The following is a 16,144-nucleotide window of genomic DNA, read 5'->3' as shown; positions in this document are numbered from 1 at the left end:
GGTTTCTACGCTTCCAAAGATATATATCCTTGCTATGTCTGTTTACAATATTGATGAACCTGCCCTGGCTGGTTGGGATGCAACGAAATGGTGGCTGGATGGGCGAGAAGGCCTCGGCGGCTTCACTACAGTATCAATATCGCATGCCTTTTATGCATCGCCCATACTACGGTTATCGCACCATTATGCAGCGCACCGTCTCTTTTGTGGATCATGATAAGCCCTGGTACGCCAATGACGGCGTCTTTGTACGCTTCGATGGCGTCTCCTGGCGCACCTCGGTCTATGACTGTATCGCCCGCCTGAGCTGCTATGATGGGCACAATGGTTACGACATGGATATGCGTTTTGAGCCTGTGCTGAGCGCGGCCGGGGGCCGGGTTATTCGCGCCGGCTGGTACAATGCGGTCAATCATAACTCCTCTTTTGGACTGTGGGTGGCGATCGATCACGGCAATGGCATTGTAACTTCGTATGGGCATCTCAGTTCGGTACTGGTTTCAGATGGAGATGAGATTGGGACCCAGTGGCAGATCGGCACCAGTGGTACAACTGGCGCCTCTACCGGACCTCACCTGCATATGTCGTCCTATTACCTGCCCAACTGGCAGGCGACCGATCCCTTTGGCTGGCGCGGTCGCGTACATAATCCTAATATCGTGCGTGACAACTATCTCTGGGTAGACGCACCGGCCTCGCGCACGGCGGTTCCTTACCTGGGAGGATCACACGCCCATTCCGGCGCCATCCTGGTAGATGATAGTAGTTCCGGCTGGAGCTCGACTGGCAATTGGCATCGCAGCGCATTCTGGACCGATTTCCGTGGGAGCCTGCATTGGACCTCTACCGGGGGCGCGTCCGCCACGGCTACCTGGCGCCCTGTGATTCCTGCGGATGGCTACTATGAGGTCGGCGTCTACGTCGATGATACCCATGCCACAAGTAGCTGGGTCCCTTATACCATCCATAGCGCCAATCCTGAGAATCCACTGCTTCCGGTAAGACATACTGTGCGCGTCGATGAATCTCACATCGGCGTCTTCGGTGGTCCCTTTGGCTCCGTCAGCACGGGAACTCAGTGGGTGAGCCTGGGCACCTATTACTTCCATCGCGGCACAACCGGTAGCGTGGTGCTAAGCAACTTTACCGGCGAGTTCGGTACCCAGGTGGCCGCCGACGGGGTCGAATTCGTGCCTGTTCGTGGTGGCTATACCACTCCCAGCGGCGGCGCCTATATTGGCGGCAACCTTGATGCGCAGCCCTGAGCTGCCTCCAATCGCTATGATAGGGCTTTACATCCTGAATAGAGTTAATCCCTGTAGATCGGATGCACATGGTAAGCGGCCTCTGACACATGGAGGCTGCTTACCGCTTCTACGGAGTTCAGGATCTCTATGTGTGTGCATCTGAAAAAGTACGCAAATAATAGAGCGATGTTTAACCCAATTATGCGCCATCTGTAGACTATAAATAGGTAAAAATAAGGAGTAACACTATGGGCAGAGATGGCAAAGACCGCCAGCATACCGCGCATACGAACGGTTCCAGGCTCTCTGTTGATAGAGCAGAACAGGAGGAGGTTGAGGAGGGGGAAGGTCAGGTGCTTGAATCGGCAGCATATTCATATATACCAGACGTGCAGCGAGCGAGACACGCGTTGGAAGCCCTGGAGGCCCTATCTCTGGCGCTGGTTCAGCGCCGGACCCTTGTGGTCGCGCACGATACGCTGACCAGGTTAAATGAGTGTGAGAGAGATGACGAAGAGAGGACCTCGCTGATCGAGCGCTGTAGCGAGTCTATCCGTAAGTGTCTGGGATGCTATTTTGTGATGCTGGCCGAGTTTCAGCCAGTGCATAAACTATTTACTCCCCTTAGTTGCGCGGGTGATGTGCCCGCATATGCCCAGTATTGGAGTGAGGATGTGCCCGTCGATCTTTTGTTTCAAGATGCGGCGCAGTTTCAGCGATTGTGCCGGGGTGAGGCGATGGTGCCGGATGGCGCGCATATACCGGGTGGTGAACATGCTATGTACCGCATGATCGTTCCTATGCTGTACCAGGATGACCTGGTTGGCATCCTTTTTCTGGATTACGGTCGCGTGTTGCTGCCGTTGCCTGAAGCTGATGTGGCATTGATGCGCTCCCTGTCTCGTATGCTGGCCCTGATAATGCAGCGGGACCGTGAACTGCGCGAGTATGAGGGTATGCTGTGTGGCCTCCAGATATCTAATGAAGAGCTACTGTGTACCAGCACCATGAAGACAAATTTTATGACCACCATCAATAACGAATTCCGTACCGTTCTCAAGGGCATTGCCAGGTGTAGCGAGATTATGCATGACCAGGACCTTGGCGTGGATACTCTCAAAGAGTTTGCCATCGATATCCATGCCGATGCCCGGCGCCTGCTGCATCTGATCAATGACATGCTCGATTTAGAGCGCATCGAGTCCAACCAGGGTGACGTTTGCCTGGAATGGGTGAACCTGAACATCCTTATCGCCGGTGTTGTCAAAAGGATGCGCTTTATCGCTCCCCATCATACCATCGTGTTTAGCCCGGCCATCGCCATCCCCATTCTGCTCGGAGATCGCGAAAAGCTTACGCTGATGACCTCCCACCTGCTAAGCTATATCATTGAACACACCAGCCGGGGCAATGTGGTTACCATTAGCAGCTACGTGGCGGAAAACAAAGTGCATGTGAGTATCCATAATCAGGCCTGGAATATGTTTGCCCATGGTTATGTTCATCTGCGCGTCAGCTCCAGGCTGCCCGAGCCTACCCATGAGAACTCCGATGGCAAGGGCCTCTCCATTGCTCAGCGTATTGTACAGATGCATGGGGGCCAGCTATGGGTTGAGCATAACGCAAAGAATGGCCTGGCCCTGCACTTTACCGTCTGTTTCGCCTGACTTGATCCGTGTAGCCATCAGCACAAAATAGCGTTAGCATAGTTCTGAGGTCCCGTTTGCAACAATTTCTATATGTAAACCGTACTATTATTGATAGCGCCTGACAGATATTAACGATAGATATAGACGTAGAGATTCGCATATGCTGCGAACGCGCTTCATGGCAATACAGCATACATAGTATGCAACAAGGAGATAAAGAAGTATGGCTACAAGTCGAGGCTGTGCCACCAATTCTATATTGTTTTTGATCATCGTCTTTTTGCCCCTGGTCGGACATATTATTGAAACCATCTTTATCCTGGAGGATGATCACTCTCCCCTGGGCAAAGTTTTCTGGCTGCTGATCATCTGGGCACTGCCATTCCTGGGTCCATTCCTCTACCTCATCTTTGGTCAGCGCCCGGTCAATCGTCCGCGCGTCATGTTTGGCCAGCCGGGTTACGCTCCCAATCCCTATCAGCAGCGTTACTAGCTAACCGCGAACAAAAAGCGAGGCACCATCCCGATCCGGGATGGTGCCTCGTTATTTTCTGACTCCGGCCACATAGATGTCTGATAGGCTGTCATGCACCATGGATAAGCACCGCTTGTTCTATCTGCATCTTTGTGGCTTACTATAGTAAATAGCACGCAATACAAGCGCAAGGACTGTTAGAGCAGTAACGGTAAGGAGGAGCAGTGCGATGACGCAAGGCACAACCCCGCGTGAAGCAGTGATCGTTGAAGCTGTACGGACGCCGTTTGGTCGTCGTGGTGGTCAGCTAAAGGATTGGCATCCAGTTGATCTGTTGGCCCATGTACTTTCGCATGTAGTTGAGCGTACAAAAATTGATCCCGCCCTCATTGATGATGTGATCGTTGGCTGTGTGAGCCAGGTGAACGAACAGAGTTGGAATGTCGCCCGTAACGCTGTGCTGGCGGCTGGCTTCCCCGAGTCGGTGCCAGGAACAACGATCGATCGCCAGTGCGGCTCCAGCCAGCAGGCTATTCACTTCGCGGCCCAGGGCGTTATCAGTGGAGCCTACGATATTGTGCTGGCGGCGGGCGTCGAATCGATGACGCGTGTGCCCATGGGCTCCAGTGCTCAGGGGGCCGCCTCGCCATTTGGTTCGCGTATGGAGCAGCGCTACGAGGGCAAACTGGTTCCTCAGGGCGTCAGCGCCGAACTGATCGCCCAGAAATGGGAGCTGAGCCGCGGTGAGCTGGATGCGTTTAGCCTTGAAAGTCATCGGCGCGCCGCCCAGGCCACCGCGGAAGGTCGCCTCTCCGGACAGCTGATCCCGGTCCCGGTTGTCTCCCCCGAAGGGACCCAACAGTCGTTTGAGCGCGATGAGGGGATTCGCATGGATAGCAATATGGAGAAGATGGGGGGGCTCAAGCCGGCCTTTAAGGAGGATGGTGTGGTGACGGCGGGCAATTCTTCGCAGATCAGCGATGGGGCGGCGGCGACCCTGATTATGGAGCGCGCTACCGCCGAGAAGTTGGGATTGCGACCCCGCGCCCGCTTTGTCTCTTTCGCCCTGGCCGCCGATGATCCCATCTTTATGTTGACCGCCCCCATCCCGGCGACCCACAAGGTGCTGGCGAAGGCCGGTTTAACATTGTCCGACATCGATCTGATCGAGATTAACGAGGCCTTTGCCAGCGTCGTGCTGGCCTGGCAGCGTGAGACCGGCGCGGACATGAGCAAGGTTAACGTCAATGGTGGCGCGATCGCCATCGGCCATCCCCTGGGCGCGTCAGGTTCGCGCTTGATGGCGCACCTGCTGTGGGAACTGGAACGGCAGGGTGGTCGCTACGGCCTGCAGACCATGTGTGAAGGTGGCGGCATGGCCAACGCCCTGATCATCGAACGTCTCAACGCTTAAGATTTGTAGAGATGCCATTGTGGATCGCACGATGGCATCTCTTTTTATGTGTTTGGGCCAGGAAACGAATGCCGGGCATGCGACGTGCAACATAGACTGGTGATACGTTGTATTGGCGAGCTCTTATGCATATAGATGTGTGTTGGCCTGACGCTTAGAAAGAGGGGATACTGCAATGCGCTATCAAAAATTGGGCCGTACGGGCCTGAAAGTGTCGGCACTATGCCTGGGAACCATGCAGTGGGGATGGACGGCGGATGAGAATGCGGCCTTTGAAGTTATGGATGCCTTTACCGAGAAGGGCGGCAACTTCCTGGATACCGCCGATTTTTATTCACGCTGGCTTCCGTATCACGAGGGCGGCGAGTCCGAAACGATTATCGGTCGCTGGCTGAAGTCTCGCCACAAGCGCGGCGGAGTGGTCCTGGCGACCAAGGTCTATCAGCCAATGGGCGAGGGTCCCAACGATCGTGGGCTCTCGCGCAAGCATATCCTTGATGGCGTAGATGCCTCCCTGCGCCGCCTGCAGACCGACTATATCGATCTCTACCTGGCGCACGCCTTCGATGCCGAGACTCCCATTGACGAGACCCTGCAGGCCTTTGATGACCTGCGGCGCATGGGCAAGGTGCGCTACGTTGGCGCCTCCAATTATCCGGCCTGGCGGTTGATGGAGAGTCTGTGGAGCGCCGATGTCCATAATACAGTGCGTTATGATGTGCTGGAGCCACATTATAACCTGGTCCATCGCGCCGAGTTCGAGAGCGAGCTCAAACTGATCTGTGAGCAGCACCAGATCGGTGTGATCCCCTATAGCTCACTGGCCGGTGGTTTCCTGACGGGCAAATACGAGCGCGGCGGAAATGCTGAGAGCGAACGTGCCAGCTCGATTGCGCAGAAGTATGACTCTGAGGGTGCCTGGCGTACCGTCGATGTCGTCAAGCGCATCGCCCGGGAAATTGAAACCACGCCGAGTGCCGTGGCGCTGGCCTGGCTGCTGGCTCAGCCCACTGTTACCGCTCCTATCATCGGAGCCAACAGCGCCGATCAACTGCAGCCCAGCCTGGAGGCGGTCGACATCACCCTGAACCTTGGCCAGATTACCGCCCTCAACCAGGCTTCCTCCTGGGACTAAATGCTGAAAAAAGAGGTGGCTTGCAACTTCTGAAGAACCACCTCTTTTTTACTGGTTGGTTATTGTTTTTTCTTGTATACATGGTGTATGGTGTGACTATACAAGTTGGGCTGATTTGTTTAGGAGGGGGCTGTTATGCATGATCCGTTGCACAGATACACGTTAGATGAATATTGGAGGATGGTCGAAAGCTTTCCTGAACGGAAATATGAGTATATTGATGGCGATATCCGCATGATGACTGGTGGGACGCTTGCCCATTCTCAGATCGCGGCCAGGATTGCTGGTATATTGGATCGTGCTTTGTATGACTCTGAGTGCAATGTGTATGGCTCTGACGCGGCGGTGGAATTGCTTGATAACCGCATCTATTATCCTGATGTATCTGTCTCCTGCGATCCGGCTGATTGGACGCGCAAGAGGGCCTTAGAAGCTCCCTCCGTGGTTGTAGAGGTCCATTCTCCTTCGACCGAGAAGACTGATAGGGGAGAGAAGCTACTCGCGTATCAGCGCTATCCTACCATCCAGGAGATCCTGTTTGTTGATTCGCGCCGGCGTCTGGTAGAGCACCATCATCGGTTGGGCATGTCCCGGTGGCAGCATTCTATCTTTACCGATGACAGGGATATTATAGAACTCTCCAGTATTGAAGTCAGCTTTACGCTCAAAGAGATTTATGCCAAAGTTTACCTGGAGTTAGAAGAAGAACCGTAGGTGCCGGGTTCGTCCCGGCTTCCCGCATCGTAGGTGCTGGGCTTGACCCAACTTGCGCAAATATGGCGATATGTGTATTTCGTACACATGTTTGGTATGGTTGTGCCCTTGACAGCGTTTAACTACCTTGGGTATACTACTCAATAACATTAAGATACAAATCGCAAACAAAAGAACATACTATAACTGAATAAATGCAGTGATAACTGCTCTCATCAAGAGAGGTGGAGGGATACGGCCCTGTGAAGCCCGGCAACCCGTTTGCAATGTAGCAAGCAGGGTGCCAATTCCGGTGAAACGTGCTGCGCATGTTTCGCAAGATGAGGGGAACAGCAATGTAGCGGCCCCCCAAGTGTGGGGCTTTTTTGTTACCTGTTTCCTGGAATCTGGTGTACCTTACAATTGAAAAAGAGAATTGCGTTGAAGAGGAAGAGTAAATGAGAATGGGCGGCTACAGAGAGTTGACGACGATGAGATGTCAGCGCCGTACCGGCATTGAATATGGCCTCTGAGTTGCAGATTGAACCCTTTGGCGAGGTAGTAGATTGTGCCGTGAGCTACGTTATAGCTGTAGTGTTATGGATTGCCACTGGCCGTTAAGTTGTGGATAGTTTGAATGGCCAGGTTGACAGGATAACACTCGTAAAGGTTGGCGCCGTGAGGTGTCAATAGATCAGGGTGGTACCGCGAAGACGTTTACCCCTCGCCCCTGCAGGGTGAGGGTTTTTTTGTTCCTTTTTCCAGGAGGAGAGTATTGCATGGTAGCGCAATTAGAATATATAAATCGAATAAAGACGCAGACAGAGAATGAAGTGTTTACATTCACTTTTGATCAGCTTTTGCTGCAGCGCGGCGACCGACTGGGTCCGGTGACGCTGGCGTATGAGACCTGGGGGGAGCTCAATGCCACCGGCGATAATGCGATCTTGATTACGCATGCGCTGACCGGTAGTTCTCATGCCCATGATGTCGAAGATCCAGAGAATCCTAAGGCTGCCTGGTGGAATCCCCTGATCGGTCCCGGAAAATACTTTGATACTGCGCGCTACTTTGTGATTTGCGCCAATATTATTGGCGGCTGTTCCGGTAGTACCGGCCCTTCCTCAGAGAATCCTGTGACCGGACGACCTTATGGTATGCGCTTTCCCGTGATCACGATCCGTGACATGGTGCGATCCCAGTATAAGCTGATCAAGCACCTGGGCGTGCGCCGACTGGCCATGGTGGCCGGTGGCTCCATCGGGGGACAGCAGGCGCTGGAGTGGGCGGTCACTTACCCTAATATCGTGGATAAAGTGGCCGTGATCGCGGCCTCGGCGGCTGTGTCGGCCCAGGCGATTGCCTTTAATGAGGTGGCTCGCCAGTCGATTATGGCTGATCCCGCCTGGCAGTGTGGGGATTACCGGCTGGACCAGGGACCCGCGACGGGCCTGGCGATCGCGCGCATGCTGGCGATGATCACTTATCAGAGCGAGGAGTCGATGGAGCAGCGCTTCGCGCGCAAGCAGGCGCAGCGCGAACCGGTGACCGCGCCGACCTTTTCTCCCAATCTGGGTGGCCGCTTCGATGTCGAAAACTATCTCTACTATCAGGGCGATCAGCTCGCGCGCCGCTTTGATGCCAATAGCTATCTCTATATCAGCCGAGCGATGGATCTTTATGATGTAAGCGAGGGGTATGCCTCTCTTGAAGATGCGCTCGGACGCATCCAGAGTAAGATGCTCTTTGTCGGGATCAGCTCCGATTTTCTTTTCCCGGCGTCACATGTGCGCTGGCTGGCAGATAAAGTACAAACCGTTGGAGGCGATGGGCGCTATGTGGAGATAAACTCTCCCCATGGCCACGATGCGTTCCTGAAAGAATGGGACCAATTAAACACCGTCCTCCACCAATTCTCACTATAAAAAAGGAGAAATAAATCTCATGGCATTAAATAGTAATCGTAGCTATGGTTTTGAAACGTTGTCTTTGCATGCTGGACAGGAAACCGCCGATAGTGCCACCGGGGCGCGCGCCGTGCCTATTTATCAGACCTCATCTTATGTCTTTGATAGCCCTGAACATGCGGCGAATCTCTTTGCCTTGAAGCAATTTGGCAATATCTATACTCGTATTATGAATCCGACTCAGGATGCCTTTGAGCGCCGCGTGGCTGCCCTGGAGGGTGGCGTGGGCGCTCTGGCGGTCGCGTCGGGCCAGGCGGCCGAGTCGCTGGCGCTGCTCAATATCGCCGGCGCGGGCGATGAGATCATCTCGTCGGCCAGCCTGTATGGTGGTACCTACAATCTGTTCCACTATACCTTCGCCAAGCTTGGCATCAAGGTCCATTTTGTGGATAGCCGCGATCCCGAGAATTTCCGCTCGCTGATCAACGAGCACACCAAGGCTTTTTACGCAGAGACGGTGGGCAATCCTCGCCTGGATACGCTGGACATTCGCGCGGTGGCCGATATCGCGCATGAGAATGGCCTGCCACTGGTCATCGATAATACATTTGCGACTCCTTACCTGGTTCAGCCTTTAAAGCATGGGGCTGATATCGTGATCCATTCGGCGACCAAGTTTATCGGTGGACATGGTACCTCCATCGGTGGTGTGATTGTGGATGGTGGTAATTTCGACTGGGCGGCCAGTGGTCGCTTCGCCGGTCTGACCGAGCCCGATCCTTCCTACCATGGTGTGCGCTACGTCGAGGCCGTTGGTCCGCTGGCCTACATCATCAAGGCGCGCGTCCAGCTGCTGCGCGACATGGGTCCGGCCACCACACCATTTAATTCCTGGCTCTTCCTGCAGGGACTGGAGACCCTGCCGCTGCGTATGGAGCGCCATAGCCAGAACGCGCAGCGTGTGGCGGAATTTCTGGAGCAGCATCCCGCGGTCAGCTGGGTTAGCTATCCCGGCCTGGAGAGTCATCCACAGCATGAACTGGCACAGAAGTACTTTACGCATGGTGGCTTCGGTGCCATCCTCGGCTTCGGCATCAAGGGTGGCCTGGAGGCTGGCAAGCAGCTGATCCGCCATATCGAGCTGTTCTCGCACCTGGCCAACGTGGGTGATGCGAAGTCGTTGATTATCCATCCCGCGAGTACCACCCATGCCCAGCTGACGCCTGAGGAGCAGGTTGAGGCTGGTGTCACGCCTGACTTTATCCGCCTCTCCATTGGCCTGGAGACCGTTGATGACCTGATTGAGGATCTGGACCAGGCTTTGAATGCTGCGTTGGCCGATGTTGGTGCAGCTACGAATGCGTAGATAAGTCTTTCTTCGGATGCGGGCCGCTGATCGCGGGTATGCGTGGTTGAGCGGCCTGGCTCCTGAAGCTGTGTTATGAATGGTGGTGGTCTGTTATGGAACAATCTGTCTGTGTCTTAAAGTTTGGTGGTACATCGGTCGGTAGCGGAGAGCGTATCCGGCGCGTGGCGTCCATTATTGTTGACACCTTGCATGATTCTACAACCCCTTTTCCTGTCGTGGTGGTCTCAGCTATGTCTGGTGTAACCGATCAGCTGTTGCGGATCGCGCGCTACGCCTGCTCGGGCGAGGGTGATTCCTGTGATCAGGAACTGAGCTCACTGCGCCAGAAGCACCTGGATGCCGCCAGCCATGTGACCCACGTGGGCGACGGGCAAACGCGCTTGCTGGAGGAACTGGAGGTAGCGCTTGGGAAACTGCGCGAGGATGTACAGATCCTGCGTAGAGCGGCGGCCAACGATGATATGGTGCATCTGCGTACGGCCACGGTGGCCTCCTGGGGTGAGCGGCTCTCTATTTTGCTGGTGGCGGCGGCTGTGCGTACGCGTGGCGCCTCCGCGGAGCCGGTGCGCAAAGAGGTCATTATCACCAGTCATCCCCCACACGATCCCGCGCAGCCCTTTGGCGTGGTTGAGGGCGCCGATCCTTTGACCGAGGAGACGCGCGCTAACGCTCAGATGTTGATCTATCCGCTGGTTGAGGCCGGTGTGGTGCCGATCGCCGCTGGCTTTATGGGGCGCACGATCACAGGCTTTGTTACCACGCTGGGACGCAATGGATCTGATTATTCTGCGACGGTGATTGGCGCAGCCCTTAATTGCGTGGATGTCTCGATTTACACAGACGTTGATGGTGTGCTGACGGCGGATCCCCGCCTGGTCGCCAATACCAGATTGTTGACACAATTATCGTACGCGGAGGCGGCCCGTCTCTCCTGGTTTGGCGCCAAGGTGCTGCACCCACGTACCCTGATCCCCATCGCCCATCGTAACATTCCGGTGCGGGTGCGCAACTCGTTCCGGCCACATATTCGTGGCACGATCATTGGCCCCACAGGACATACCTCGAGTGGGGCGGTCGCGATCACCATCCGCCGCAACATGGCCTTGATTACGGTGGAGAGCACGGACCTCTTTGGTGCTCCGGAGAATGCCGGACAGGTCTTTGACCTTGCCGCCAGGGCGGGTGCGGCCCCCGCGGCTATCTGTTCCTCTTCCGGGCACCATCTCTCCTTTGTGGTGGATGAGAAGGCGGCCGACTCGGTGGTGGCATTGTTGCAGCGTAACATGGATAAAGAGCTCTGGCGTGTCTCTCTCCGCCGGGGTCTGGCGGCCTGCGCCTGCATCGGTTCGGGCTTTACCAATGATCCCATGAGCCCGGCGCGCGCCATTACCGCGCTGGCCAGTGAGCGTATCCCGGTCATCTCGCAGGGAGCCTCAGAGCAGGGCATAACCTTGATCGTAGAGAATCGTTCGGCTGAGCGCGCCCTGCGCTGTCTGCATCGCGATCTGATCGCCCCGGTGATCCCTCTGGTGCGCCATCCGGCCACCGTTGAAGAAGCGCGCCGTCAGGCCTGATAGTTATACCGCTGCATCGAGCAGATGATATAGTATTGTAAATAACCAGGGGACGGGTTCGCTTGTGTATGCGGCCCGTCCGTTTTCATACGAGGCAGGGAAAGAACGAATATATGGAGACATCGCACAAGAAGATTCCTGTGGGGGTACTGGGGGCAACCGGCATGGTTGGCCAGCGCTTTATCGAATTATTGCAGGGGCATCCCTGGTTTGAACTGGTGGCCCTGGCGGCTTCAGATAAACACAATGGACTCCCTTATGCCGAGGTGACTGCCTGGCGCCTGTCTGGGAGCGAGATGCCCGTGGAGGCGGCGCAGCTCCCGGTGGTGTCGTGCCGTCCCGAGGCTATGCCGGGGGTGAAGGCGGTCTTTTCGGCTCTGCCTGGGGAGATCGCGGGCGAGATCGAGATCGCCTTTGCTCAGGCTGGCGTGGCCGTCTTTAGCAACGCCAAGAACCATCGTATGGGCGCCGATGTGCCCCTGCTGATCCCCGAGGTGAATGCGGACCATATCGCCGCCATCCCTCAGCAACAGAAACAGCGGGGCTGGTCGGGCTTTATCGTTACCAACGCCAACTGCTCGGCGACGCCGCTGGTGATGGCGCTCAAGCCGTTGCAGCAGGCCTTTGGAGTCAGTAAGGCGCTGGTGACCACCATGCAGGCTATCTCTGGTGCTGGTTATCCAGGGGTTCCTTCGTACGACATTCTGGATAACGTTGTCCCCTATATCGGTGGCGAAGAGGAGAAGTTGGAGAGCGAGACGCTAAAGATGCTGGGCGAGTGGCAGGAGGGACGGGGCTTTGTGGATGCGCCGCTGGCGGTGAGCGCCCACTGCAACCGTGTAGCGACTCGTGAGGGACATCTGGAGTGCGCCAGTATCCAGCTGGAGCGTTCGGTTGGTCCCGAGGAGATTATCGCGGCCTGGGAGAACTATGTGCCGGAGCCGCAGGCGGCTGGCCTGCCCAGCGCACCCAGACATGCTCTCGTCTATCGCCGTGAAATCGATCGCCCGCAGACCCTGCGTGATCGCGACGCCGGCAATGGCATGACCGTGACCCTTGGTCGGCTACGCCCCTGCCCGCTCTTCAGCTACAAGTTTGTCATGCTTGGCCACAACACCATCCGTGGCGCCGCCGGCGGCTCGCTCCTGAACGCCGAATGGTGCGTCCACAAAGGATTGCTTTAAGAGTGAACCATGCCGGCCCCGTTCGGGGTCGGCATGGTCTCTGTCTATATTTAACCAGCACCGCTGGAGCCGCCACCGGCTGCCCCGGCGCCACCTCCAAAGCTGCCACCGCCGAAGTTACCCGAACTGCCCCCACCATAATTGGTCGGCTGGTACGAGCGTGTATTCGTGATCATCATGATGCCAGCCATGTTGTGGTTATAGCCATTGTGATAGTTATAGGCGTAACCATCGATATTGTTGGGGCGCGAAGGCTGGTTGAAGCCCAGGAACCATGGCGGGAGCGCTGTGATCCCGAGCTGCTGAAAGTTTTGTATCCAGGTATTGCCCCAGCCGAAACTGGTGGCGTAGGGCAGGTAGCGCGTAAAAACCTCCTGCCTCACCTCTATGCTGCTGTCTCTCAGCTGGGCGTCTTGTAGCAGATAGCCCAGGTATGCATTGAACGCGTTACATTGGGCCACAGTATATAGACCCTGAGGTGAAAAGTAGCGCAGCGATGCGCGCAATCCCAGGCAGATCATACTCGCCAGGATGAATCCCAGCGGTATCAGCCCCAGGGGCCACATGTACAGATTGGCTCCTATAATCAGGCCACCAATGGTGCCGAACAGACCGATGAGGAAGAAGACGAGGCTGATAAGGCCCAGCCCTCTATGGGCGGGCGCGTAAGTAGGCTCTACATAGCCCCGTTGCTGGTATTCTTCCCTGAGTGGCGCATTGAACATGCCGGACCGCGCCTGGTAGCGGCTATACACCTCTGAAAATGGCAGAGGGCTTATACCACTGGGCTGTGTTCCAAACAGAGTAGTGATCAATAGGGCTTCATACGCTGAAGGTTGATCTGGAACCGATTGGAGCTGGACGCTGAAATCAGCCGGCGTTTGTGTTTGCTTTCCAGTTGCCGACTCATTTTCAAGGATGGTCAGAAAGCCACGATTGGCCAGATCAAACATGGTTCCCAGCGCCTGGTTAAAGTCCGCTTTGCCACGAGCAGGTGAGGTTACCAGCGCTCCCACTGTTGCCGGTGATAGGTTATCGGGGGGAGCGTTGACATTGCCCGCCTGAACTGCCGGCGTCACTACCTTTGGCTGGCGCTTGCGCCTGTAGAATATGGCTCCCAGGACTCCCAGGATGCTGACTCCAAGCGCTCCCAGCAGGCCGGGGCCTAGAAAGGTGTCAATCTCCCGCTGATTGATCTGCCACTGTGGAGCGGTTTTGATCAGGCTACCAGGCTGAAAACGCATCCCCACCTCTATCGGTGTGCTATCCGGCAGATTGCTGGCCTGAAGGATGACGCTACCGGGAGCAAATGGATTCCTGACGGTCGCGGGACCCTGCACGACGGTGGGTGAACCGATCAGACGGGCCTGAGTTGGATAATTAACCGTTACCATGGCCTTCTGAATGGTGTAGCCGTAATCAGTTGGCAGCGCATTCCAGTCGAGCAGATCCGCTGTCTGTGTTTGTTGAATCGCTCCCTGAACACGATAGGTGAGCTGGAAGGTATGGGTCACATCGCTTTGTGGCTGGAAATGCCAGGTCACTTTCAGCGGATTGCCGCTCCCTATCTCATAATCTCCCGCATCCGTGCCCTCTGCCATCGCCTTGCCATCAATGCTGGCGCCGGTGATAGAGATGTTGTCGGTTCTATCGGTTGGGATCTCACGATAGACAAAACTGAAAGGACCCCCTGCAAAGCGGAATGTCACCGCTTCCGTAACATCAAGATCACCATTATTCTGAATATTGATCGTCGAATTAAAGGCATCTGCGGAATATGTTTTGCCCCCGGCCGCCATGGCAGGTGGAGCCAGTGTAGCCAGCAGCAGTAACACCAATGGCATTACCACCAAAAGCCTGCGCATCATGGGTCTACCCCTTTTTAACAATGTTTATATACATAGATCAAATTCTGGTATAAATATATTTTTCGTGCACAATAGCACCACAATATAATACGACGCCATAACCAACCATAATTCAAATCACACGCTGCTTTCCCTGATCTGTTTTTGGGGTTGGTACGGCAGGGGCGCATTGGTGCACCAACCCCAAAAAAAACAGCGGTCGCGCATGCGCGACCGCTGTGACGAACGTTTACGCGGTTTTGGGAATCTCTTTGATCAGGGCGGGTACCAGAATTTCCGCGTTGGGTGTGCCAAGGCCGGTCACCGCATCCCAGCCCGCTGCAGTCTCAAAGCCTTTAACTTTGACGGATGGGTTGTCGTTATTACCCTGCGTGATGTCGCGGAAGGCCTGGCGATAGCTGTTCGACGCGGCGATCTTATAAAGGGCTGGATTGATGAAGCCCAGCGGTCGACCGGCCATCTGATCGGCGATAGCCATGATCGCTGCCCACACGGGCGAACTGGCGCTGGTGCCACCGGCCTGTGTCCAGTTGCCATTGATATAGACGGCCATGCCAGTGAAAGGATCGGCGACCGCCGAAACATCGGGTACCCCGCGGCGATTTTTAAATTGCTCCTGCGTCGCGGCGGGGAGCAGTTTCTGATAGTCGGGCATGCTGAAAAACTGGCTGAAGCCGCCACCACTACCGGTCCACGCTACCTCTTTAAAGGTGCCATGGTTTTCGACGAGATTTGTTCCGCCCACGCTGGTAACCCAGGGAGAGGAGGCCGCGAAACTGGTCGTCTGGACATGCGCGAGCTTGGTCGCATTGAGGTCCGAGTAATCAGTCGCGCCATTGTCTCCGGACGAAGAGAAATAGGTCATGCCCTGCTGTGTTGTTGCTTTCTCCAGCAATTGATTCCAGGCGTTGAGCTCAGCCTGCCCTTTGGCATCCTTAAAGGTGAGCTCCGAGGCGCCCCAGCTATGTGAGACGATATTACCCAGCTTGTGATCGATGGTGTATTGTTCAAGCTGGCGAAATTCTGGCAGTCCGACTGTGCCCTCTGTTTCCGCTACCGGGCTGACCAGCAGGATGATTTTAGCATCAGGAGCCAGGGCATGGATGATCTGGACATCCAGCGTCGTTTCGTCAGCCCAGCCAGATTTGTCATGGTGGGGATCATATTCGGGCACATTGAGCGGCGTGATAACCTGCAGGTTCACGGGGGGCAGGTTGAAGGTCTGGTCAAATACTTTCATGTCTTGCTGAATGGTTGGGCTACCAAAGGAAACGATATCGATGATAGTTTGCCCCTTACCCGTGTACCCTTTCTCATAGAGCGATTGGATGCCATAGGCTTTGCGCATGGCAGTAGGCGTCAGACAGGTCGGCAGTTGTCCGATACTGGCTGGACAGGCGTCCGTCGAATTTATGCCGGGTGCAGCTGTGGGCGTAGACTGAACCCCATCTCCTAATACTGACTGAGGACTACAGGCGGCCAGCAGCAGGATCATGGAGAATAAAGAGAAAAAAAGACGCAGGGTGGTGCGTTTCATCTTAGCTCCTACTTGCACTATGGTGTGAATCGTTAGGTCAATAGTTTGCTTGCTTAATAACATCGCCATTTCAGAACGGTAACCATATCCTA

12 protein-coding genes and 1 riboswitch are annotated in these 16,144 nt (G+C 55.5%); of the genes, 10 read left to right on the top strand and 2 right to left on the bottom strand.

The genetic code is table 11. The features are described from left to right. The first annotated feature begins 29 nt into the window (after window positions 1-29). From AABA21_RS20270 to asd, 10 genes are all read left to right on the top strand, one after another. Window positions 30-1,265, top strand: a complete 1,236-nt coding sequence (locus tag AABA21_RS20270; RefSeq protein ID WP_338253266.1) for a peptidoglycan DD-metalloendopeptidase family protein — start codon at window positions 30-32, stop codon at window positions 1,263-1,265. Window positions 1,266-1,495: 230 nt separating this feature from the next. Beyond that, complete coding sequence (locus AABA21_RS20265) at window positions 1,496-2,914, top strand: sensor histidine kinase (RefSeq protein WP_338253265.1); 1,419 nt, start codon at window positions 1,496-1,498, stop codon at window positions 2,912-2,914. A 205-nt stretch (window positions 2,915-3,119) separates the two neighbouring features. Next, complete coding sequence (locus AABA21_RS20260; protein ID WP_338253264.1) at window positions 3,120-3,389, top strand: PLD nuclease N-terminal domain-containing protein; 270 nt, start codon at window positions 3,120-3,122, stop codon at window positions 3,387-3,389. A 211-nt stretch (window positions 3,390-3,600) separates the two neighbouring features. Then, window positions 3,601-4,785, top strand: coding sequence for a thiolase family protein (locus tag AABA21_RS20255; RefSeq protein ID WP_338253263.1), 1,185 nt, complete (start codon window positions 3,601-3,603; stop codon window positions 4,783-4,785). A 175-nt stretch (window positions 4,786-4,960) separates the two neighbouring features. Beyond that, window positions 4,961-5,920 carry an aldo/keto reductase gene (locus tag AABA21_RS20250; protein WP_338253262.1) on the top strand — a complete coding sequence of 320 codons (960 nt, stop codon included), beginning with the start codon at window positions 4,961-4,963 and terminating at the stop codon, window positions 5,918-5,920. Between the two features lie 135 nt (window positions 5,921-6,055). After that, window positions 6,056-6,634 carry a Uma2 family endonuclease gene (locus tag AABA21_RS20245; RefSeq protein WP_338253261.1) on the top strand — a complete coding sequence of 193 codons (579 nt, stop codon included), beginning with the start codon at window positions 6,056-6,058 and terminating at the stop codon, window positions 6,632-6,634. Between the two features lie 209 nt (window positions 6,635-6,843). Beyond that, window positions 6,844-6,961, top strand: a riboswitch (SAM riboswitch). A 431-nt stretch (window positions 6,962-7,392) separates the two neighbouring features. Then, window positions 7,393-8,538 (top strand): homoserine O-acetyltransferase MetX, encoded by a 1,146-nt coding sequence (metX, locus tag AABA21_RS20240; protein WP_338253260.1) that lies wholly within the window; start codon window positions 7,393-7,395, stop codon window positions 8,536-8,538. 19 nt (window positions 8,539-8,557) lie between these two features. Then, window positions 8,558-9,886 carry a homocysteine synthase gene (locus tag AABA21_RS20235; protein ID WP_338253259.1) on the top strand — a complete coding sequence of 443 codons (1,329 nt, stop codon included), beginning with the start codon at window positions 8,558-8,560 and terminating at the stop codon, window positions 9,884-9,886. 95 nt (window positions 9,887-9,981) lie between these two features. Beyond that, entirely contained in the window at window positions 9,982-11,463 is a 1,482-nt protein-coding gene (locus AABA21_RS20230; protein WP_338253258.1) for an aspartate kinase, read from the top strand. A 113-nt stretch (window positions 11,464-11,576) separates the two neighbouring features. Next, the gene (asd, locus tag AABA21_RS20225; RefSeq protein ID WP_338253257.1) at window positions 11,577-12,647 is read left to right on the top strand and encodes an aspartate-semialdehyde dehydrogenase; all 1,071 of its coding nucleotides are present in this window, start codon (window positions 11,577-11,579) and stop codon (window positions 12,645-12,647) included. A 50-nt stretch (window positions 12,648-12,697) separates the two neighbouring features. On the opposite strand, the gene AABA21_RS20220 is transcribed toward asd, so the two are convergent. Together AABA21_RS20220 and AABA21_RS20215 are read right to left on the bottom strand one after the other, a co-directional pair. Then, on the bottom strand, window positions 12,698-14,515 hold the full coding sequence (locus AABA21_RS20220; protein ID WP_338253256.1) for a DUF2207 family protein: 1,818 nt from the start codon (window positions 14,513-14,515) through the stop codon (window positions 12,698-12,700). A gap of 229 nt (window positions 14,516-14,744) precedes the next feature. Then, a complete protein-coding gene (locus tag AABA21_RS20215) occupies window positions 14,745-16,052 on the bottom strand; it encodes a S53 family peptidase (RefSeq protein WP_338253255.1) in 1,308 nt (435 codons plus the stop codon). Window positions 16,053-16,144 lie beyond the last annotated feature (92 nt).

Source organism: Dictyobacter halimunensis (genome assembly GCF_036245075.1).
The sequence above is the reverse complement of the archived record's forward strand: the minus strand, read 5'-3'. Positions and strand labels throughout refer to the sequence as shown.

What these genes read in the sequence shown, in the direction of transcription:
- AABA21_RS20265 (WP_338253265.1), top strand. Translation starts at nt 1,496, where the DNA reads ATGGGCAGAGATGGCAAAGACCGCCAGCATACCGCGCATACGAACGGT.
- AABA21_RS20260 (WP_338253264.1), top strand. Translation starts at nt 3,120, where the DNA reads ATGGCTACAAGTCGAGGCTGTGCCACCAATTCTATATTGTTTTTGATC.
- AABA21_RS20255 (WP_338253263.1), top strand. Translation starts at nt 3,601, where the DNA reads ATGACGCAAGGCACAACCCCGCGTGAAGCAGTGATCGTTGAAGCTGTA.
- AABA21_RS20250 (WP_338253262.1), top strand. Translation starts at nt 4,961, where the DNA reads ATGCGCTATCAAAAATTGGGCCGTACGGGCCTGAAAGTGTCGGCACTA.
- AABA21_RS20245 (WP_338253261.1), top strand. Translation starts at nt 6,056, where the DNA reads ATGCATGATCCGTTGCACAGATACACGTTAGATGAATATTGGAGGATG.
- metX (WP_338253260.1), top strand. Translation starts at nt 7,393, where the DNA reads ATGGTAGCGCAATTAGAATATATAAATCGAATAAAGACGCAGACAGAG.
- AABA21_RS20235 (WP_338253259.1), top strand. Translation starts at nt 8,558, where the DNA reads ATGGCATTAAATAGTAATCGTAGCTATGGTTTTGAAACGTTGTCTTTG.
- AABA21_RS20230 (WP_338253258.1), top strand. Translation starts at nt 9,982, where the DNA reads ATGGAACAATCTGTCTGTGTCTTAAAGTTTGGTGGTACATCGGTCGGT.
- asd (WP_338253257.1), top strand. Translation starts at nt 11,577, where the DNA reads ATGGAGACATCGCACAAGAAGATTCCTGTGGGGGTACTGGGGGCAACC.
- AABA21_RS20220 (WP_338253256.1), bottom strand. Translation starts at nt 14,515, where the DNA reads ATGATGCGCAGGCTTTTGGTGGTAATGCCATTGGTGTTACTGCTGCTG.
- AABA21_RS20215 (WP_338253255.1), bottom strand. Translation starts at nt 16,052, where the DNA reads ATGAAACGCACCACCCTGCGTCTTTTTTTCTCTTTATTCTCCATGATC.